The organism is Prevotella sp. OH937_COT-195, from assembly GCF_003932845.1.
GTDB lineage: Bacteria > Bacteroidota > Bacteroidia > Bacteroidales > Bacteroidaceae > Prevotella.
This window is the reverse complement of the sequence record NZ_RQZH01000013.1, coordinates 1-21,486: the sequence shown is the minus strand read 5'-3', so window position 1 is coordinate 21,486 and position 21,486 is coordinate 1. Positions and strand designations below refer to the sequence as shown.

Here is a 21,486-nt window from a genome sequence, read left to right as displayed (position 1 = left end):
AAAAAACTCAAGATATGTTATACTATATATTCAGGTTTTTAGAACAGTTCAACATACCCGGAGCACACCTTTGGTCGTATATATCGTTCCGCGCATTGCTCACACTGATACTCTCGTTAATCATATCGGCATGGTTCGGCGAGAAGTTTATAAAGTGGATGAAGCGCAAAAAGATAGCGGAAACACAGCGCGATGCCGACATCGACCCGTTCGGAACAAATAAGAAAGGTGTACCCACGATGGGCGGCATCATAATAATAGTTGCCATAATGCTGCCCGTTATATTGCTTGGGCGCATGCGTAACATTTACATGATACTGATGATGATAACCACCGTATGGCTCGGTTTCCTCGGTTTCCTCGACGATTACATCAAGATTTTCCGTAAAAACAAGGAGGGGCTCAAGGGCAAATACAAGATTGTGGGACAGGTAAGCATCGGACTGATTGTAGGCTTGGTTCTATGGGCAAGTCCCGATGCAAAGATACGCGAGAACGTGGAGACGCAGAAACAGGGGCAGGAACTTGTGATAACTCACAAGTCGGAGTTGGAAAAATCGCTTAAAACCACAATCCCGTTTGTCAAAAACCACAATCTCGACTACTCTAAAATAGTAGGTTTCATGGGAGAATACTCCACCGCTGCCGGATGGATATTGTTCGTAATAATGACAATATTGGTTGTTACGGCCGTGAGCAACGGCGCAAATCTTAACGACGGCATGGACGGCATGTGTGCGGGAAACGCCGCCATAATAGGCGTTGCATTGGGTATCTTCGCGTATGTAAGTTCGCACCTCGAGTTTGCCTCCTATCTCAACATAATGTACATACCCGGGTCTCAGGAGTTGGTGGTTTTCCTTTGTGCGTTCATCGGTGCGATGATAGGTTTCCTGTGGTACAATGCCTTTCCGGCACAGATTTTCATGGGCGACACCGGCTCGCTCACCATCGGTGGCATCATAGGTGTCTGCGCTGTGATAATACACAAAGAGTTGCTCGTGCCGATACTATGCGGTATTTTCCTTGTCGAGAGTCTCAGCGTGATGATTCAGACGTTTTGGTTCAAGAGGATGAAACGCAAGGGACAGCGCGTTCGCGTGTTCCGTTCAACGCCGATACACGATAATTTCAGAAAACTGGACGAGCATCTCGACACAACCAGTCGGTATATATTCAAAAACTGGCCGAGACGACAATTCCATGAATCAAAGATAACGTTCCGCTTCTGGATAATAACCATAATCCTTGCGGCAATAACAATAATAACACTGAAGATAAGATAAACATAAGATGAAAGACGAGACGAGACGCATCGTTGTACTCGGTGCCGCCGAGAGTGGAACCGGGGCAGCCATACTGGCAAAGAAAGAAGGGTTCGATGTGTTCGTATCTGACATGGGCATGATAAAGGAACGCTACAAAAAGATGCTCGACGACCACAACATCGAATGGGAGGAAGGACGGCATTCGGAGGGGAAAATTCTCTCTGCCGACGAGGTAATAAAAAGCCCTGGCATTCCCGATGAGGCTCCCATGATACGGAAAATCATGGCAAAAGGAATTCGTATAATAAGCGAGATAGAGTTTGCCGGACGATACACAGACTCGAAAATGATATGTGTAACAGGCTCGAACGGAAAAACAACAACAACATCTTTGATATATCATATCTTCAAAGCGGCAGGCTACGATGCAGGACTCGCCGGCAACATAGGCAACTCGTTGGCACTGCAAGTGGCAGAAGACCCGCACGAGTATTATATAATAGAATTGAGTTCGTTCCAACTCGACAACATGTACGACTTCCGAGCCAATGTAGCAGTGTTGCTGAACATTACGCCCGACCATCTCGACCGCTATCGGAACTACATGCAGAACTATGTTGACGCAAAGATGAGGATAGTGCAGAACCAGACGGAAGAAGATGCTTTCATATATTGGAACGACGATCCCGTGATAAAACGCGAACTCGACAAGTACGACATAAAGGCAGTGTGCCTGCCGTTCTCCGAACTAAAAGGGAACAAATCAATAGGTTATATCGAAGAAGGCAAATATAAATTAGAAGAGCCTATACCGTTCAACATGGAACAAGAGGCTCTATCGCTCACCGGAAAGCACAACATATACAACTCGCTCGCGGCAGGATTGGCATCGGCCGTTGCAGGCATCAAGAAAGACGTGATACGCAAGAGCCTCGGCGATTTCCCCGGCGTGGAACACCGTTTGGAGAAAGTTACGCGCGTGGCGGGAGTGGAATATATCAACGACTCGAAAGCAACAAACGTCGATGCCTGCTGGTATGCCCTTGAAAGCATGAAGAACCCGACCATTCTCATCATAGGAGGAAAGGACAAGGGAAACGACTACGAACCGATAAAGGAACTCGTGAAGAAGAAATGTGCGGGACTTGTATATCTCGGTGCGGACAACACCAAGTTACACGAGAATTTCGACTCGTTGGGGGTTCCGGTGCGCGACACACATTCAATGAAGGAATGCGTGGCTGCATGTTACGAGATGGCAGAGCCGGGAATGACAGTACTACTGTCGCCATGCTGTGCAAGTTTCGATTTGTTCAAGAACATGGAAGACCGCGGCGAGCAGTTCAAGCAACTCGTGCGCGCACTCTGAACGGTAGCCGATAACAACCAAATGTAACGAAACATACCACGTCAAACGAAAAAAGGAGAAAAGAACATGGAAGAAGAGGTAAAGAAAACAAAAGGCAAAATGAAAGGAGACACCATTATATGGGCCGTCTTTTTCTTCCTGTGCATTATAAGCATCATCGAGGTGTTCAGCGCAACGAGCGAACTGACCAACAACACCAGTTATCTCGCCCCGCTTCTCAAACACTCCATGTTGCTTGCCGTGGGAGTGCTGTTCCTCATCATAACGATGAACATCGACTGCCGCTACTTCAAAATAATAACTCCGTTTGCACTGCTCGTCTCGTTCATCATGTTGCTCATAACAAGTATGACGGGAAACGAAATCAATGGAGCATCACGATGGTTCGACATCGGCGGAGTGCAGTTTCAACCGTCCGAAATTGCAAAAGGGGCAGTAATCCTTGCCGAAGTGATGATACTAAGCGCGTTGCAGGACGGCGACACAGTCGATAAACGGGCGTTCAAATATATTCTGTGGGTGTCGGTTCCGTTCATATTACTCATCTTCCGCGAGAACTTTTCCACCGCGGCACTGCTCGGGTTGGTGGTCATACTTATGATGTTCATAGGCAGAGTACCCATGAAACAGATAGGAAAACTGCTCGGCGTGATAATGCTCACGGGCATGCTCGGCTTTGCAGCGATATGGGCATTGGGAGAGAACACCGACGAGGAAGCACTTGCCAAGAACGACCCTCGCGTGAGAACGGAGACCGTTGACAAGCAGGACAAAAAGAAAACCAACGGTATTCTGCACCGATTCGGGACATGGAAAAACCGCATAAAGAAATTTGCAAACGATGAAGAAGTGCCACCGGCAAAGTTCGATCTTGACAAAGACGGACAAGTGGCGCACGCAAACATAGCCATAGCATCAAGCAACCTCGTGGGCAAAGGACCGGGAAACTCGGTTCAACGCGACTGGCTTCCGCAGGCATTCAGCGATTTTATCTATGCCATAATCATTGAGGAGACAGGACTGTGGGGGGCATTTATCGTATGCCTGCTGTACCTCATACTGCTCTTCCGCACCGCAAAAATAGCAAGCCGGTGCGCATACTCATTCCCTGCACTGCTCATAATGGGGCTTGCATTGCTGATGGTTACGCAGGCAATATTCAACATGATGGTGGCAGTGGGACTCGCACCGGTAACGGGACAACCGCTGCCGTTGATAAGCAAGGGAGGAACATCTACCATAATCAACTGCATTTACATCGGCGTGATTATGAGTGTGAGTTGCAAAGCAAAGAAAAGAGAAGAGTGCTGCAAGGTCGAACAATAAGCGACAAGCGGTAATTCTTACTTTATAATAAAAGAAAATATATGGACGAAGAACTTAGAATAATAATAAGCGGAGGCGGAACGGGGGGACACATTTTTCCCGCCGTGTCTATCGCCAATGCAATACGATGCAAGCGTCCCGATGCCAAAATACTATTTGTTGGCGCGGAAGGACGCATGGAAATGCAGAAAGTACCGGCGGCGGGTTACGAGATAAAAGGACTGCCGATATGCGGCTTCGACCGCAAAAATATGCTGAGAAACATAAAAGTGTTGTATAAGATATGGAAGAGCCAGCGGATGGCAAAGCAGATAATAATGCAATTCAAACCCATGGCAGCCGTGGGAGTGGGTGGTTATGCAAGCGGGCCCACACTCAACAAATGTGCATCGATGGGCATTCCCTGCCTTATTCAAGAGCAGAACTCATACGCCGGCGTAACAAACAAGTTGCTCGCAAAGAAAGCCGAGAAGATTTGTGTGGCATACGAGGGTATGGAACGCTTCTTCCCTGCCGAAAAAATAATGATGACGGGAAACCCCGTAAGGCAGCAACTGCTTGATTGCGACTTGTCGAAAGAGGAGGCACGAATAAAGATGGGACTCGACCCGAAACGCCCGGTGGTACTGATAACGGGGGGAAGTCTCGGAGCGCGGACAATCAACGAGAGCGTACTCGACAACCTCGGCATGATTGCAGAAAACGAAATACAATTCGTGTGGCAGACAGGAGGTTTCTACCATGACGCAATAAAGAGAACACTTGCAGAGAAAGGATGTCCCGACAACTTGAAACCGACAGACTTCATAAGCAACATGGACGAGGCTTACCGTGCGGCCGACATGGTAATCAGCCGAGCCGGGGCAAGCAGCATAAGCGAACTTTGCCTGCTTGGCAAGCCCGCAATCCTCGTGCCGTCGCCTAACGTTGCCGAAGACCACCAGACGCACAACGCAATGGCTCTCGTCAACAAACAGGCGGCACTCATGGTAAAAGACGGAGAGGCACGACAGAAACTCATAACATTGGCCATAGAGACACTGACAGAAAAGGAACACAAATATATGAAACTCGGGGAGAATGCCGGAAAAATGGCACTGCCCCACTCCGCCGACATCATTGCCGACGAGGTGATAAAACTTGCATCAAGGAAATAGGACATGACAATAAAAGACATAAAATCGGTATATTTCATAGGGGCGGGAGGCATCGGAATGAGTGCCATGGCACGTTACTTTGTCAGCCTCGGAGTCGTGGTGGCAGGCTACGACAAAACCCCTTCCGCACTTACAAGACAACTGGAAAAGGAGGGCTTGCTGCTCCACTACGAGGAAGACGTGGAACAGATACCGCATGCCTGCCGCAATCGGGAAACAACCCTCGTGGTATTTACGCCGGCAATACCGGAGACACACCGCGAACTCGTGTTCTTCAAAGAAAACGGATTCACCACGATGAAACGCGCACAAGTACTCGGTATATTGACAGAAGCAAGCCGAGGACTGTGCTTCGCAGGCACACATGGCAAGACCACAACGTCGGCAATGTGTGCGCACATAATGCATCAAAGTCACATAGACTGCAACGCTTTCCTCGGAGGAATATCAAAGAACTATGCAACGAACCACATACTTAGCAAACAGAGCGAATATGTAGTCATCGAGGCCGATGAGTTCGACCGCTCTTTCCATTGGCTGCGACCGTGGATGACAGTAATAACGAGTACCGATTCCGACCATCTTGACATATACGGCACGAAAGAGGCTTACCTCGACAGTTTCAGACACTACACCACACTGATACGGCAGGGAGGCGCACTGATAATAAGGCGAGGATTAGAGATGAGACACGAGACTGCCGAAGGGGTGAGAATATTCGACTACGGTCTCGATGAAGGCGATTTCCATGCAGCGAACATACGCATAGACGACGGAGAGATAACATTCGACTTCATATCGCCGACAGAGTGTGTAAAGAACGTCTCCCTCGGACAGCCGGTGCCGATAAACATCGAGAATGGAGTGGCAGCAATGGCAATGGCACAACTGTGCGGTTGCACTGCCGAAGAACTGCGTTACGGAATGAGTACTTACAAGGGTGTCGACCGCCGCTTCGATTTCAAATTGAAGACAGACAAGATTGTCTTTCTCAGCGACTACGCACACCACCCGAAAGAGATTTTCCACAGCGCACACAGCATACGCCAACTGTATCGCAACCGGCGTATCACAGCAATATTCCAGCCACATCTATACACTCGCACACGAGATTTTTACAAGGAGTTTGCCAATGCGCTGAACCAACTCGACGAAGTTGTATTAACAGAGATTTATCCCGCAAGGGAAATGCCCATCGAAGGGGTTACGTCGAAATTGATATACGACAACCTTGACGACAGGGTGGAGAAACATCTCGTATGTAAAGACAACGTGCAGGAGTTCGTGAAAGAACACGATTTCGAGGTTTTGGTGGTACTCGGAGCAGGCGATCTCGACAATCAGGTACCCGAAATTGAGAAAATTCTAAGACAGAAATACGACATCGTCGGGAAAAACAAATAGGGGAAAAACGGCAAAGGAGGCACAATGTCTCTGCCCATAATAATATAAGGAGAAAAGAAGATGATTCACATCAACCGGAAAAAAGCCGTCATTGCGACACTCGACGTGTTGCTCGCGGTATATCTCGTATTTGCCATCACATCATTCAATGAGGCGGCAAAAGCAGGCGTGATGTGCCGCAGATGCAACATCACGATTGCAGACGAGAACACCAACGGTTTTCTCAAAGCAGATGATGTGACTCGGATTCTGAAGTCTTCGGGACTAATGCCGACAAACAAAAGCACCGACAAAATAAGCACACGAGCCATAGAGGAAAGACTTAAAACAATGGCATTCGTGAAAACGGCACAGTGTTTCAAAGCAAAAAACGGAGACGTAACGATAAACATAACGCAGAGACTGCCGCTCCTGCGGATAAAAAGCGACAACGGGGAGGATTACTACATCGACGAGCGAGGCGGTGTGATGCCTAACTCTAAATACGTATCCGACCTCATCATTGCCACCGGAAAGATAGACAAGCATTATGCCGCACGATACCTGATGCCGATGGCGGATGCCCTGATGGACAATGAACTGTGGCGCAATCTCTTCGTACAGATAAACGTCACCGAGAAAAAAGACATAGAATTGGTGCCGAGGGTGGGAGACCACATTGTATTCATAGGCAAACTGCCGACAGGCAGGACTGCGACAATGCGCAGACAGGAAATAGGAAAGATGCTCGAAACGAAACTTACACGCCTTGAGAAATTCTACCGATACGGACTTAGCAAGGCGGGGTGGAACAGATACGACTACATCAGTCTCGAATTCGACAACCAAATAATATGCCACAACCGCAACTCTGCACGCTGCATAACACCGGAAACAGACAACATGGTGAAAAACGACGTGGCGAGAAACGATACCACGGCAAAAGAAAAGAAAGAAACAACACCGAAAGAAACGGCTGACAGAAAAAAGGAAATAAAGAGAAAGGAGACAAAAGAAGCCGGAGAAGTGGTGAAACGTAAGAAGATAAAATAAAAAGACACAAAGCCCGTAAAGAGAAAAACAGGGCGGGACAAAGATAACAGAGTGAAAGAAAAAAACAAAAAAAATTGATATTGGTATGCCAGCAAGAGAATTTATCGTAGCAATCGAATTGGGGTCGTACAAGATGACCGGTATCGCGGGAAAGAAAAATCTCGACGGTAGCATCACTGTACTTGCCTTGGTGAAAGAAGACTCTTCGTCGTTCATTCACAAGGGGGTGGTTTACAACATGGACAAAACGGCACAATGTATCGCAAACATTGTGAAGAAACTCACTGCCACGCTGAAACAGGAAATAACCCACGTATATGTGGGAGTGGGAGGACAGTCCATCAGAAGCGTAAAAAACAACATCATAAAGACACTTCCCTCAGACACCATCGTCACACAGGCAATGGTAAACGAACTGATGGATGCCAACCGCAACATGAGTTATCAAGATCAGGAAATACTCGATGCCGCAACACAGGAATACAAGGTCGACAACCAACTGCAACTCGACCCGGTGGGCATACAGTGCAGCCGGCTCGAAGGAAATTTCCTGAACATCTTGTGGAGGTACGACTTCTACCGCCGATTGAACAAATGCTTCGAAATGGCGGGGGTGGCCATAGCCGAGATGTATCTCGCACCGCTGGCACTCGCGGACGCCGTGCTTACCGACGCAGAGAAACGCTCCGGATGCGTACTCGTGGATCTCGGCGCAGACACCACCACCGTATCGGTTTACTACAAGAATATTTTGAGACACCTTGCCGTCATACCGCTCGGAAGCAACAACATAACAAAGGACATCACGTCACTTCAAGTGGAAGAGAACGTGGCAGAGAAACTCAAACTCGAACACGCCGTGGCATTCACAGAGAACGGAGACATTGACGCACAAGTAAGTTACGCACTCGACGCCGACAGAAGGGTCGACCAACGCAGGTTTGTAGAAATTGTGGAAGGAAGACTCGAAGAAATAATAGAAAACGCATGGTATCAGGTGCCGTCAGAATATGCCGAACGACTGCTCGGTGGACTTATCATTACGGGAGGAGGCTCTAACATGCCGAACATAGAGACGGCATTCGCCAACCACACACGCATCGAAAAAATACGCATAGCGAAATTCGTCAACCTGTCGATAAATGCAAAGGATACACTCATCACGGCACACAATGCAATGATGAATACGACGCTCGGCATTTTGGTAAAGGGAGACATGAACTGTGCGGGAAACGATGTAGATCCGGCAAAAGATCTCTTCGAGGCGACGAAAGCAACGACAACTGCAACCACATCCGAACTGCACCGAGACCCGCGACAACCCAACGAACTCGCCGAAGGGGTGGTACTGACCGAGGCAGAGAAACGAAAGGCACAGGAAATACGCGAGCAACAAGAGTTGGAAGAGAGAATACTACGGGAAGCGGAGGAACGCCAGAGACAAGAAGAAGAGGAAAAGAACAGAGAAGACGGAGGTATAAAGAAATTCGGAAAACGCATAAAGTCGCTCGTAAAGAAACTCTTGTCCGAGGATGACGAACAATAGTTTTTCAAAAAACGTGACAAGCAAGAAATTCGGTTAACAAAAATCTTTTAAACATTGAACGATATGCCAAACAACATGATATTGGATTTCGGAGAGCCCGAAAAAGATAACAGCATAATAAAAGTGATAGGCGTTGGCGGAGGTGGAGGCAACGCAGTAAACCACATGTATCGCGAGGGCATTCACGACGTGTCCTTCGTATTGTGCAACACAGACAGTCAGGCACTCAACGATTCGCCCGTGCCGGTGCATCTGCAACTCGGAAAGGAGGGACTGGGAGCCGGCAACATACCCGACAAGGCAAGAGATGCCGCCGAGGAGAGTCTTGCCGACGTGAAGAACATGCTGAACGACGGCACAAAAATGACATTCATAACGGCAGGAATGGGAGGAGGAACGGGAACGGGAGCAGCACCCGTGATTGCACGAACCAGCAAGGAGATGGGAATTCTTACCGTGGGCATCGTGACAATACCATTCCGTTTCGAGGGCGACAAGAAGATAGACCAAGCACTCGACGGCGTTGAGGAAATGGCAAAACACGTTGATGCGCTGCTCGTCATAAACAACGAGAGACTGCGGGAGATATATCCGGAACTGACAGTACTCGACGCGTTTGCCAAAGCCGACGACACCCTGAGCGTCGCGGCAAAGTCGATAGCCGAGATTATTACGGTACACGGACTGATAAACCTCGACTTCAACGATGTGAAAACGGTACTCAAAGACGGAGGAGTGGCAATAATGTCAACCGGATACGGCGAGGGAGAAGGACGCGTGAAGAAAGCCATAGAAGACGCTCTCAACTCGCCGCTGCTCAACGACAACGACGTGTTCAACTCGAAGAAGATTTTGCTGTCAATATCTTTCTCATCCGACAACCAGAACAATGCAAGCCTGACAATGGAGGAAATGAACGACGTCAACGAATTCATGGCTCGCTTCGGGACGGGCTTCGAACTGAAATGGGGACTCGCCACCGACTCGGAACTGGGGGGTAAAGTGAAAGTGACAATTCTCGCAACGGGATTCGGAATAGAGAACGTGGACGGAATGGACGGGCATTTCAGAAAAAGAACCATGGAGGAACAGAACCGCATTGCCGAGGAGGAGGAGAAGGCTGCCGAACGACAGGACAGACGCAACCGATACTACGGCAAAGACGGCAAAACGTCGCAGTACAAACGGCGACCGCACATATTCATATTCCGACACGAGGACCTCGACAACGACAATGTCATATCTGCCGTGGAACAAACACCGACCTACAAGCGCACGCGACAGATTCTCGAAAACATTCGCTCGCAGGCAACGGGAACAGAAAGCGAACGGGACGAAAACGACGAACAGCAGATAGACATGACAAGTAAAATAGTTTTCCAAAAATAATGAACAATATGTTATTCGACCAAATTAGTGAAGACATCAAAGCGGCAATGAAGGCACGCGACAAAGTGCGATTGGAGACTCTCCGCAACATTAAAAAAGTGTTCCTTGAAGCAAAAACGGCACCGGGAACCAACGATACCCTTGCCGATGCCGACGCACTGAAGATAATTGCGAAACTCGCCAAGCAGGGAAAAGAAACCGCGGCGACATACAACGACGCGGGACGAAAAGACCTTGCCGAGGCGGAATTGGCACAAGTGGAGGTGCTCGAGGGCTATCTCCCGAAACAAATCTCCGATGCCGAGATAGAGGAAGAGGTAAAGGCAATCATCGCACAGACCGGCGCATCGTCAATGAAAGACATGGGAAAGGTAATGGGTGTTGCAAGCAAACAAATGGCAGGACGTGCCGAAGGCGGCAGAATTTCTGCCGCAGTACGCAAACTGCTGACCTGACAACACATCCAAAATCACGGACGACAATAATACAAAACCGCCGAAATTGGAAAGCAATTTCGGCGGTTTTGGTTTGCAAATTGGGCGAATTTACTTTCCAAAACAGGCAAAATCACTTTCAACCCCAATCGGTCATTAGACCGCATTTGCTTAGATTTACTATTGCCGTTACGCTTCCCTACTGCTTTAGCCCGCTTGCTGACAGATGCGCAGCCGTTTCATCTTGACGTAGCCCGCTACGCCTTCGATGAAACGGCTGCGCATCTGTCAACAATCGAACAAAATCGGTTGAGGGTTCTAATGACCGATTGGGGTTCAAAAGAATTTGCCATTTACAGACGGTTGACAGGGGAAACCTCTGGAGACGGACAAAAAAAGACATGTGACAAGCGTCAGTGCCACAGTTCTTTTAGTACCGAAAGCGAGCGCATTTCGGGGAAACCCTCAACATGAAGGCGGTAATACCTTATAATGCCGTCGACAATCCGGTCGCGCTCGGCATGCGACATACGGAACAGGCGCATCGTGGCATAGTCCATGCGAACCAACCGGTGGAGACGACCGGCATCGGCAGCAGAGAGATAATCGGAGTGCCAAGGAATCTCGGTCACGAACATCGCATCGCGCAGGTCGAACAAATCGCCGTCGCGATAATCATCAACATTGGGATAGAAACCGATGAACCGCGCCATGCGCATCATAAAAACGAGGTGGAAATTGGAAAACGGAGGCTCGCAACCATCGAGCCATGATATGCTGTTCTCAACATAATCGAACAGAGACTCGTTGCGCTGTTCTCCGCGAGTGGCATGATATAAAAACTCGGAAAGAAACAAGGCTATCGACATTTTTCCTGCCGAGAAAGGTATCGAGGCAAAAGGTTGAGATATGCGCATGTCGCGAAGACGGTGCAACTGCACGTTTGGACGCACGTCCATTTCCACGTCGAGCAACGTAAGCGGCTGCAAAGCCTGCATCTGCACCCTGCCCCGCTGTGTCTTTGGCACGTTGACTATACATGCCGTGCGACCCGTCTCGCGGCACAACAGTTCCACTATAACCTTGCACTCCCCATATTTCAGCGTGTGCAGCACAATCGCCCTCGTCTTTTCTATCATATATATACGAGGCACAAAAGTACTAAAAAAAAACAAAAACACAACCAAAACAAAAAAATATTGCGTAAAATTTGCAGGAAACAAATAAAATAACTACCTTTGCACCCGCTAATAATAACGGTCCCTTCGTCTATCGGTTAGGACGAGAGATTTTCATTCTCTAAAGAGGAGTTCGACTCTCCTAGGGACTACCAAGAATATTCTGTCATCAGCGCAGCGATGCGACAACGATGCTTCCACGCTTACGGTGAGGTGCAGAGCGAAACGGTGACAGAGGATTTTCAACAGCGGGATACCGCAAAAAAATCCGCTCAGGGCGGTCGTAGTGACGTAAGACCCAGGGGCTATCGAAAAACTTTAAAAAACAAAAAAAGAAATGGCAAACCACAAGTCGGCAGAGAAAAGAATTCGTCAGACAAAGACACACACTCTGCACAACAGGTACTACGCTAAGACTATGCGTAACGCAGTGCGCAAATTACGCGCGATGACGGACAAGGAAGAGGCTCTGAAACAGTTCCCGACTGTACAGAAGATGATTGACAAACTCGCCATCAAGCACATTATTCACAAGAATAAGGCCGCAAATCTGAAATCGGGTCTTATCAAACATATCAATGAATTGGATTAAAAGGCAAAATAATAAATACAATTTTTCATAGGATTAGACCGAGACCGCTGCCCGTGAGGGTTGCGGTCTTTTTATTTTATTATTTTTAGCAATTCGCATTTCGTAATTCGGACATAATTCACTAACTTTGCAACCTATAATATACAAAACACATAATGGCAGAAAATCAGAACAACCGGAATAACTATTCCGCCAGTAACATACAAGTACTGGAAGGACTTGAGGCGGTGCGCAAGCGTCCGGCAATGTATATCGGAGACATATCGGAGAAAGGATTGCACCATTTGGTGAACGAGACTGTGGACAACTCCATCGATGAAGCGATGGCAGGTTTCTGCACACACATAGAGGTAACGATAAACGAAGACAACTCGATAACGGTGCAAGACAACGGACGAGGAATACCGGTAGACGAACACGAGAAACTGCACAAATCGGCTCTCGAAGTAGTGATGACCGTACTTCACGCCGGAGGAAAATTCGACAAAGGCTCGTACAAGGTGAGCGGAGGTCTGCACGGAGTGGGCGTTAGTTGCGTTAATGCACTGTCAAGCCACATGATGTCGCAGGTGTACCGTGACGGAAAGATATACCAGCAGGAATACGAACAAGGCAAACCGCTATATCCGGTTAAAGTGGTGGGCGAGACCGACAAAACCGGCACACGGCAACAGTTCTGGCCGGACACCACGGTATTTACAGTTACGGAATACAGGTATGACGTGATTGCAAAACGCATGCGAGAACTGGCATACCTCAACGCCGGAATAACTATCACTCTTACGGACATGCGTCCGGACGAAGACGGCAATACGAAACAGGAGACATTCCACGCAAAAGACGGACTGAAAGAGTTCGTGAGATTCGTAGATCGACACCGCACACATTTGTTCGACGATGTCATCTACCTGAAAACAGAGAAACAAGGAATACCGATAGAGGTGGCGGTGATGTATAACACCGACTACACCGAGAACATACACTCGTACGTAAACAACATTAACACCATCGAGGGCGGAACACATCTCACCGGCTTCAGAATGGCACTGACAAGAACCCTGAAGACATACGCCGACGCAGAACCGCAAATATCGAAGCAGATTGAGAAAGCAAAGATAGAGATTGCGGGCGAAGATTTCCGCGAAGGACTGACCGCCGTAATATCCATAAAGGTGGCAGAACCGCAGTTTGAAGGACAGACTAAGACAAAACTCGGAAACTCGGAGGTGTCGGGAGCAGTGCAACAAGCCGTGGGAGAAGCACTGGCAAACTATCTCGAAGAGCACCCGAAAGAGGCAAAACTGATTTGCGACAAGGTGGTACTCGCGGCAACGGCACGCATCGCGGCACGCAAAGCAAGAGAGAGCGTGCAACGCAAAAACCCCATGACGGGAGGAGGACTGCCCGGAAAACTTGCCGACTGCTCTAACAAAGACCCCAAGACAAGCGAGATTTTCCTCGTCGAGGGAGACTCCGCAGGAGGTTCGGCAAAACAGGGAAGAGACAGATATACACAGGCTATCCTGCCATTGCGAGGAAAAATTCTCAATGTGGAGAAAGTGCAATGGCACAAAGTGTTCGAGGCAGAATCGGTAATGAACATAATACAGAGCATCGGAGTGCGCTTCGGCGTGGAAGGCGAAGGCGACAAGGAAGCCAACATCGACAAACTGCGCTACGACAAAATAATAATTATGACCGACGCCGATGTCGATGGCTCGCACATCGACACGCTGATAATGACACTCTTCTACCGCTTCATGCCGCGCGTGGTGCAAGAGGGACACTTGTATATCGCCACACCGCCGCTATATAAATGCACGTTTAAAAAAGTGAGTGAATATTGCTACACAGAACAACAACGGCAACAGTTCATAGACAAGTATGTTGCAGGCGACGAGAACAGCAACCAAATTCATACGCAGAGGTATAAGGGTTTGGGAGAAATGAACCCGGAACAACTGTGGGAAACGACAATGGATCCCAAGACACGATTGCTGAAACAGGTAACGATAGAAGACGCGGCAGCAGCAGACGAGGTGTTCTCGATGCTGATGGGAGACGACGTTGAGCCGCGACGACTTTTCATAGAGAAGAACGCCACCTACGCAAATATCGATGCGTAAACATCATTGTCATGACGCGAGACCGATGGAAATGAATAACATAAACAACATAACAATCGAGAGCGCGCGGACATTGTACGACGGAAGTCACATTGGAAACGAATTGTTGCTTATCGACGACATTGAGAATCTGCCGCTGCCAAACGGACCACGGCGAATGAAGTGCATGCTGCTGGGCATCTTTCTGAAAGGCAATGCACGGTATAGTGTTGATACCGAAGAGCATGTTGTAAAGGCCGGCGACATGATAATAATAAACGAGGGCAACGTCATCGGAAACTATACGCTCTCGACCGACTGCGAGGGTATAGGCATACTTATGTCATACGATTTCTTTCGCGAGACGATAAAGGGCATGCACGAGTTGTCGCAATTGTTCTTATTCAGTCGCACTCATCCGGTGTTTACTCTCATGCAGAAAGAGATAACGGCGATTAAGGCATATTTCAGAGCCATAAAATATAAGGTTGACGACAAAGAACACCATTTCCGCACGGAGGTGGTACGGTCGTTTATGATGACAATGATATACGACATAAGCAACGCGATATACCGCCGACAGTCGGCAAACGACAAGCGACAGACACGTGCCGAAGCCATATTCGCATCGTTCATAAAACTCGTCGAGAAAAATTTCAGACACGAGAGACGTGTGGGCTGGTATGGAGAACAGTTGTGCATAACGCCGAAATACTTGTCGGAAACCGTTAAGACCGTGAGCAAGCGTACTCCGATGGAGTGGATAGACAACTATGTCACGCTTGAAATGCGGGTTATGTTGAGAAACACCAACATGAGCATAAAGGAGATTGCACAGGTCTTGCATTTCCCGAATCAATCGTTCCTCGGCAAATTTTTCAAGGAACATGTGGGAATGTCGCCTACGGAATACAGAAAATCATAACACGGTTTTTTATTTCTCGGAAAGCAGTTGTGCCGCCACATTCTCCAATTCCCGATACCACTCTTCACCGAACCGTTTTATAAGTGGCTCGCGCAAGAAACGATATACGGGAATGTTGAGTTGCCTACCCTTCTCTCGCGCGCAGTCACAAATGTTCCAACGGTTGTAGTTTAGTCCCACGAGTCCGCCGTTGAATGTCTTCACGCGGATTGGATATAAAGCGCAACTGGCAGGCTTGCAGAACGACGACAGACCATCTCGGTAGGCCTTCTCAAGGCGACAAAGACAACAGCCTTTTACTTTAACGCCGTTCATTTCGATGTCATCGTAACAGGTAAACACACAATCTCTGCCACCAACGATACTCGTAACGAGTTCGCCATCTTTGTCGGTATATGCCACTCCTTGGCTTACGATTACCTCCTGCGCCTGCTCCGAGAGGTCGTTGAATACAACATCGAGTACATTTTCAATCTCCATAATCTCGTCCGGCGTTACCGGTGCTCCGGCATCTCCTTCCACGCAACACTGCCCCTTGCATTTCTCAAGGTCGCAACAGAACCGCTCGTAGATTATGTCGCTTGATATCAATACACCCGAAATATCAATTATGCCTATGCCTTTCTTGCCATTCATAATGTTACACTCATTTGTAACAACATCTGTCTTTTTATCCGTTGGTCATTTGTTTCCAGAATTTATTTACGGATAAAGAGGGTTTCACCAAATTATTTCTTTATCTCCTTTTTCTCGCAGATAATCGTTGCATCGCGAGAAATGATGGTTTCCGAACCACCCGCCACGGTTGGCACTTAGCGGCGATGGGTGTACGCTCTGCAATACGAGATTGTTCCGGGCATCGATGAGTTGAGCCTTGCCGCGGGCAAATCCGCCCCACAACATATATACCACGTGTTGACGGTCGCGCGACAGGGCACGGATACAGGCATCCGTGAACTCTTCCCAGCCATGCCTTTGGTGTGACGCAGCCTGATGTGCCCTTACAGTAAGGGTGGCATTGAGCAGCAACACACCTTGCTCTGCCCATCGTCGCAGACTGCCGTTCGCCGGCATCGGTGTACCCAGGTCATCCTCTATCTCCTTAAAGATATTGACAAGCGAGGGCGGTGGATTCACTCCTTCCTTTACCGAGAAGCACAAGCCTTCTGCCTGTCCCGGCTCATGATAAGGATCTTGTCCTATTATCACCACTTTCACCTTGTCGAAAGGACACAGGTTGAAAGCATTGAATATCTCATGCCCGGGAGGATAACATGTCGTGGCGGAATATTCCATGCGAACGAATTTCACGAGTTCGGCAAAATACGGTTTGTCGAACTCTTCTCCTATATGTGCAGCCCACGACGGCTCGATCTTCACTTTCATTTCATATTTATAAAGCAGTATTTGGAGAATTGGGGAGTAGAGGAATTGTCTCGCAATGAATATCGAAATATTCCTTACTCCCTACAAAGCCCCAAATACAAAAAACTAATCCTCAATAAGGCACTCTCCGGTCATCTCTTCCGGCTGTTCCAACCCCATGATATGCAGAATGGAGGGTGCAACGTCTGCAAGTCGCCCGTTTTTTACAGTTGCCGAGTTATTGTCGGTGACATATATGAACGGTACCGGATTCAGCGAGTGTGCCGTATTCGGAGTGCCGTCGGCATTTATTGCATTGTCTGCATTGCCGTGGTCGGCAATTATGATTGCCTCGTAACCATTTGCCTTGGCGGCCTCGATAACCTCGCGCACGCAGTTGTCAACAGCCCACACCGCTTTGGCAATGGCGTTATACACACCGGTGTGTCCCACCATGTCACCGTTTGCAAAGTTCACCACAATGAAATCATAGTCTTGTGTGTTTATCGCATCTACGAGTTTGTCTTTTACCTCGAATGCCGACATCTCCGGCTGCAAGTCATAAGTGGCAACCTTCGGCGACGGTACAAGGATACGGTCTTCTCCTTCGTAAGGTGCCTCTCGCCCGCCGTTGAAGAAGAACGTGACATGTGCGTATTTCTCTGTCTCTGCGGTGTGAAGTTGCCGTTTGCCCAACTTTGACAGGTATTCGCCGAGGGTGTTCTCCACGTTCTCTTTCGGGAACAATATGTGAACGCCGGTAAACGAAGCATCGTACGGTGTCATACAATAGTATTGCAAGTCTTTTATGGTGTGCATACCCTCGTCCGGCATATCCTGCTGTGTTAGCACGGTGGTAAGTTCTTTAGCTCGGTCGTTGCGGTAATTGAAGAAAATAACCACATCGCCCTCTTGTATCGTTCCGTCTATGTTGGAATTAACTATCGGTTTTACAAACTCATCGGTAACACCGTCGGCATAACTATCTTCCATGGCTTTCACCATGTCGTCTGCCGACTTTCCCTTACCCTCGACGAGCAGGTCGTATGCCTCCTTCACCCTATTCCATCGCTTGTCGCGGTCCATTGCATAGAATCGCCCTATCACGCTTGCTATTGCCGCTCCGTTTGCATCGCAGTGTTCTTGAAGTTTCTTTACGAAGCCGGCACCACTCTTAGGGTCGGTGTCGCGACCGTCCATGAAGCAATGCACGAACACATTCTCCAATCCGTATTCCCTGCCAATCTCTATCAATTTGAACAGATGGTCGAGCGAAGAGTGTACTCCGCCATCGCTCGTCAGCCCCATAAGATGCAGACGCTTTCCCGTATTCCGTGCGTAAGTGTATGCCGATACTATTTCTTCGTTCTTCATTATCGAACCATCTTTGCATGCACGGTTTATCTTAACCAAGTCTTGATATACAATTCTGCCGGCTCCGATATTGAGATGTCCCACTTCCGAGTTTCCCATCTGTCCGTCGGGCAAACCGACGTCTTCGCCCGATGCCGACAACTGCGAGTGAGCCGATACTGCGTTAAGATAGTCGAGATAAGGAGTTGGAGTGTTATGGATAACATCGCCTTTGCCATGCTTGCCTATTCCCCACCCGTCGAGAATCATTAGTAATGCTTTCTTTGCCATACTTATTTTATATAATGTGTAATTTAATATTCGACTGCAAAATTACAAATAAAACCTGCAACAACAAAGTTTCATATTGCATAAATAACTGAAACAGAGAAAAAATTGATACACAACAATTAACAACCATAAGTCTCCAAAATCTTCGGAACAATAAGAGCATTCAGTTTTTTCCCAAAAAACAAGGATAATAAAGAAACATTTCGTAAATTTGCAAAATGAAGTAAATTAAACCTCTAAACAAATTTATAAATGAAAAAAATCTTACTATTGGCATTGGCCATGCTTTCGATGGCATGGAATGCACAGGCTATCCGACCGCTCAGGAAAGCCGAGACAATCAAACAGAGCGACGGTACAACAATACAGGTGTATAAGCACGGAGACCAGTTCTGCGCATATTTCACAACACTTGACGGGAAGGTACTGTATTCTAACATTGCAGGCGACTTGTGCTATGCAAGATTGGATAACGGAGAACTCGTGGCAACAGAGATGATTGCACACGACCCGCAAATGCGCTCGAAAGAAGAGATTGACTTTATTGCATCGATAGACATAGACAGCAATACCCCCGCAGTGACAAAACTGGCAATGCGCAAAGAACCGCATAAGATTATCGGTACATCGACTAACGACGGACTCGGTAAGAAAGGAGTTAGTGCATCGGGCTCTGTCAACAGCATCGGAAAGGTAAATGTACCGGTAATATTGGTATCGTATGCCGATGTAGATTTTATGCCGTCATCGACAATAGAGAAATACAACGACTATTTCAACAAAACGGGGTACAACGACGAACCACATACCGTAGGATCGGTAAGAGATTACTACATCGCACAGAGCAACGGAATATTCACACCCACATTCGACATTGTGGCAAAAGTGAAACTCTCCCAGAAAAGAGCATTCTACGGAGCAAACAGCGGTGGAAGCACGGGACATGACATCAGAGTAAAGGAAATGATACGCGAAGCGATAAAGTTGGCTAAGAAAGAAAAAGCACCAAACTATTTCGACAAATTCGTAGTAAACGGTTCGATACAGAACGTTACAGTGTTATATGCAGGAGTTGGAGAGGCTTACCAAGGAGCACCGTCAGAAGCAGTATGGCCGCACGAATACGACATCAACGAGACAATTGAGGGATACCACTTCAAGTCATATTTCGTGGGGAACGAGACAGGACCGGACGGAAATACCATCGCAGGAATAGGAGTGTTCTGCCACGAGTTCGGACATGCACTCGGACTGCCCGACTTCTACCCGACAGATTATAGCTACAACGAAGACTACGCATTCGGAGACTGGTCGCTAATGGAGGCCGGATGCTATGCCAACAATGGAAACGCACCGGTTGGAATGATGGCATACGAACGCAGCTATCTCGGCTGGCTCGACATTCCGGTACTCAACACAGAAGGAAATGTACAACTCGACGACATCAACAACCCCGAAGGAACACCGGCAAGGGTGATAAGGAACCCGAACAACCCGATGGAATATTACATCGTGGAAAACAGACAGATGGGAACATGGTATCCGAAATCCTACGGAAGCGGACTAATGCTCACACACTTCTGCTTCAACAAGACTTCGTGGGCATGGAACAGACCGAACAACATAAAGAACAGCAAGCGGGCACACATTATAGCGGCAGACGGCAAAATAATAACCAACTACACCAACGCTTCACAAGAGCAACTGTTCGGCAACGGACTAAACGACATCAAGCAGGACAAATACAAGATGTATTTCGGAGGTACCCTCGCAAACAGCGAGATATACAGAATAATTGAACACGGCGACAAATCGATAACGTTCAATTTCAGAAATAAAGACCTGCAAGACAACTACGAAATTGTCGGAACAGACAAGTTTGAAAAAGTTACAGACGTGAACAAACTTGAAGAAGGCGACCGTATAATATTCGTGAACGAAGAGACAAAGATGGTTATGACGACAAAGGCACTCATCGGAAAAAGAAGTGCGACAAACTTCAGGACAAACAGCGACAACACCATCACACCGGACACGAATGCCGAGGTTTTCACACTGAAGATAAAGAACAACATGTTCTCGTTCAAGACGGCAGAAAATGTATATCTCGGAATGACAAGAAACGGACTGGGAACAATCGCCACCATCAACGTCAACAGCAAAGCCGGCATAACAATAAACAACGGTGATGCCAATGTAAAATTCAGTGGGAAATATCAAAGTTATGTTACCTACGACATAACAAACCTGTATTTCCATGCAGTTAAAGAAAACCCGGCAAAGATACAGATATATAGACTTCCCGGCGGCACCAACGGCATAGAAAATATTGAGCACGAAAACGCCGACAACAAGGTAGAAACGATATACAACCTTAACGGTCAGCGAGTGTCAAAAGAAAATATGCAGAAAGGCATATATATCATCAACGGCAATAAAGTGATGGTGAAATAAAAAACTTGCAAACAGAAAATATCATGCAAAATCTCCTCATGTCATGGGGAGATTTTTTTATTTATGCACGATAAAAAACAAATTGAAACATCGCGAAAGACATTAATCCCAAATCGGTCATTAGAACCCTCAACCGATTTTGTTCGATTGTTGAGAAGATGTGCAGCCGTTTAATCGAAGGCGTAGCGGGCTGCATCGAAATGTAATGGCTGCGCAGATGGCAGCAAGCGGGCTAAAGCAGTTGGGAAGCGTAACGGCAATGGCAAATCTAAGCAAATGCGGTCTAATGACCGATTTG

General features: G+C 47.7%; 18 protein-coding genes and 1 tRNA gene. 15 read left to right on the top strand and 4 right to left on the bottom strand.

Going from position 1 to position 21,486, the window contains the following annotated elements; all coding sequences use genetic code 11:
* The first annotated feature begins 14 nt into the window (after nt 1-14).
* The 10 genes from EII32_RS06490 (at nt 15) to EII32_RS06445 (ending at nt 11,399) form a co-directional block, all read left to right on the top strand.
* The gene (locus tag EII32_RS06490) at nt 15-1,286 is read left to right on the top strand and encodes a phospho-N-acetylmuramoyl-pentapeptide-transferase (RefSeq protein ID WP_125234629.1); all 1,272 of its coding nucleotides are present in this window, start codon (nt 15-17) and stop codon (nt 1,284-1,286) included.
* A 7-nt stretch (nt 1,287-1,293) separates the two neighbouring features.
* A complete protein-coding gene (murD, locus tag EII32_RS06485; protein WP_125234628.1) occupies nt 1,294-2,637 on the top strand; it encodes a UDP-N-acetylmuramoyl-L-alanine--D-glutamate ligase in 1,344 nt (447 codons plus the stop codon).
* A gap of 66 nt (nt 2,638-2,703) precedes the next feature.
* On the top strand, nt 2,704-3,963 hold the full coding sequence (locus EII32_RS06480) for an FtsW/RodA/SpoVE family cell cycle protein (RefSeq protein ID WP_125234627.1): 1,260 nt from the start codon (nt 2,704-2,706) through the stop codon (nt 3,961-3,963).
* 41 nt (nt 3,964-4,004) lie between these two features.
* The gene (gene murG / locus EII32_RS06475; RefSeq protein ID WP_125234626.1) at nt 4,005-5,120 is read left to right on the top strand and encodes an undecaprenyldiphospho-muramoylpentapeptide beta-N-acetylglucosaminyltransferase; all 1,116 of its coding nucleotides are present in this window, start codon (nt 4,005-4,007) and stop codon (nt 5,118-5,120) included.
* Nucleotides 5,121-5,123: 3 nt separating this feature from the next.
* Nucleotides 5,124-6,524 (top strand): UDP-N-acetylmuramate--L-alanine ligase, encoded by a 1,401-nt coding sequence (locus tag EII32_RS06470; RefSeq protein WP_125234625.1) that lies wholly within the window; start codon nt 5,124-5,126, stop codon nt 6,522-6,524.
* A 60-nt stretch (nt 6,525-6,584) separates the two neighbouring features.
* Nucleotides 6,585-7,556, top strand: coding sequence for a cell division protein FtsQ (locus EII32_RS06465; RefSeq protein ID WP_199741407.1), 972 nt, complete (start codon nt 6,585-6,587; stop codon nt 7,554-7,556).
* Nucleotides 7,557-7,641: 85 nt separating this feature from the next.
* Nucleotides 7,642-9,102 (top strand): cell division protein FtsA, encoded by a 1,461-nt coding sequence (ftsA, locus tag EII32_RS06460; protein ID WP_125234624.1) that lies wholly within the window; start codon nt 7,642-7,644, stop codon nt 9,100-9,102.
* Nucleotides 9,103-9,165: 63 nt separating this feature from the next.
* Nucleotides 9,166-10,491 carry a cell division protein FtsZ gene (gene ftsZ, locus EII32_RS06455; RefSeq protein WP_125234623.1) on the top strand — a complete coding sequence of 442 codons (1,326 nt, stop codon included), beginning with the start codon at nt 9,166-9,168 and terminating at the stop codon, nt 10,489-10,491.
* A complete protein-coding gene (locus tag EII32_RS06450; protein WP_233582328.1) occupies nt 10,491-10,946 on the top strand; it encodes a GatB/YqeY domain-containing protein in 456 nt (151 codons plus the stop codon). The genes ftsZ and EII32_RS06450 overlap by 1 nt, the downstream gene beginning before the upstream one ends.
* A gap of 162 nt (nt 10,947-11,108) precedes the next feature.
* On the top strand, nt 11,109-11,399 hold the full coding sequence (locus EII32_RS06445) for a hypothetical protein (protein WP_125234622.1): 291 nt from the start codon (nt 11,109-11,111) through the stop codon (nt 11,397-11,399).
* On the opposite strand, the gene recO is transcribed toward EII32_RS06445, so the two are convergent.
* On the bottom strand, nt 11,339-12,064 hold the full coding sequence (recO, locus tag EII32_RS06440) for a DNA repair protein RecO (protein WP_125234621.1): 726 nt from the start codon (nt 12,062-12,064) through the stop codon (nt 11,339-11,341). The genes EII32_RS06445 and recO overlap by 61 nt on opposite strands.
* A 119-nt stretch (nt 12,065-12,183) precedes the next feature.
* Here recO and EII32_RS06435 point away from each other — a divergent pair.
* The 4 genes from EII32_RS06435 (at nt 12,184) to EII32_RS06420 (ending at nt 15,725) form a co-directional block, all read left to right on the top strand.
* Nucleotides 12,184-12,258, top strand: a tRNA-Glu gene (locus EII32_RS06435).
* A 182-nt stretch (nt 12,259-12,440) separates the two neighbouring features.
* On the top strand, nt 12,441-12,695 hold the full coding sequence (gene rpsT / locus EII32_RS06430) for a 30S ribosomal protein S20 (protein WP_125234620.1): 255 nt from the start codon (nt 12,441-12,443) through the stop codon (nt 12,693-12,695).
* A gap of 155 nt (nt 12,696-12,850) precedes the next feature.
* Complete coding sequence (gene gyrB / locus EII32_RS06425) at nt 12,851-14,821, top strand: DNA topoisomerase (ATP-hydrolyzing) subunit B (protein WP_125234619.1); 1,971 nt, start codon at nt 12,851-12,853, stop codon at nt 14,819-14,821.
* Between the two features lie 31 nt (nt 14,822-14,852).
* Complete coding sequence (locus tag EII32_RS06420; RefSeq protein ID WP_125234618.1) at nt 14,853-15,725, top strand: helix-turn-helix domain-containing protein; 873 nt, start codon at nt 14,853-14,855, stop codon at nt 15,723-15,725.
* A 9-nt stretch (nt 15,726-15,734) separates the two neighbouring features.
* Here EII32_RS06420 and EII32_RS06415 read toward each other — a convergent pair whose 3' ends face one another.
* From EII32_RS06415 to gpmI, 3 genes are all read right to left on the bottom strand, one after another.
* A complete protein-coding gene (locus EII32_RS06415; RefSeq protein ID WP_125234617.1) occupies nt 15,735-16,361 on the bottom strand; it encodes a DUF3109 family protein in 627 nt (208 codons plus the stop codon).
* A gap of 84 nt (nt 16,362-16,445) precedes the next feature.
* A complete protein-coding gene (gene ung, locus EII32_RS06410) occupies nt 16,446-17,111 on the bottom strand; it encodes a uracil-DNA glycosylase (RefSeq protein ID WP_125234616.1) in 666 nt (221 codons plus the stop codon).
* Between the two features lie 105 nt (nt 17,112-17,216).
* The gene (gene gpmI / locus EII32_RS06405) at nt 17,217-18,734 is read right to left on the bottom strand and encodes a 2,3-bisphosphoglycerate-independent phosphoglycerate mutase (protein WP_125234615.1); all 1,518 of its coding nucleotides are present in this window, start codon (nt 18,732-18,734) and stop codon (nt 17,217-17,219) included.
* A 252-nt stretch (nt 18,735-18,986) separates the two neighbouring features.
* Between gpmI and EII32_RS06400 the strand changes: the two genes are divergently transcribed.
* The gene (locus tag EII32_RS06400) at nt 18,987-21,188 is read left to right on the top strand and encodes a M6 family metalloprotease domain-containing protein (RefSeq protein WP_125234614.1); all 2,202 of its coding nucleotides are present in this window, start codon (nt 18,987-18,989) and stop codon (nt 21,186-21,188) included.
* The last annotated feature ends 298 nt before the right edge of the window (nt 21,189-21,486 follow it).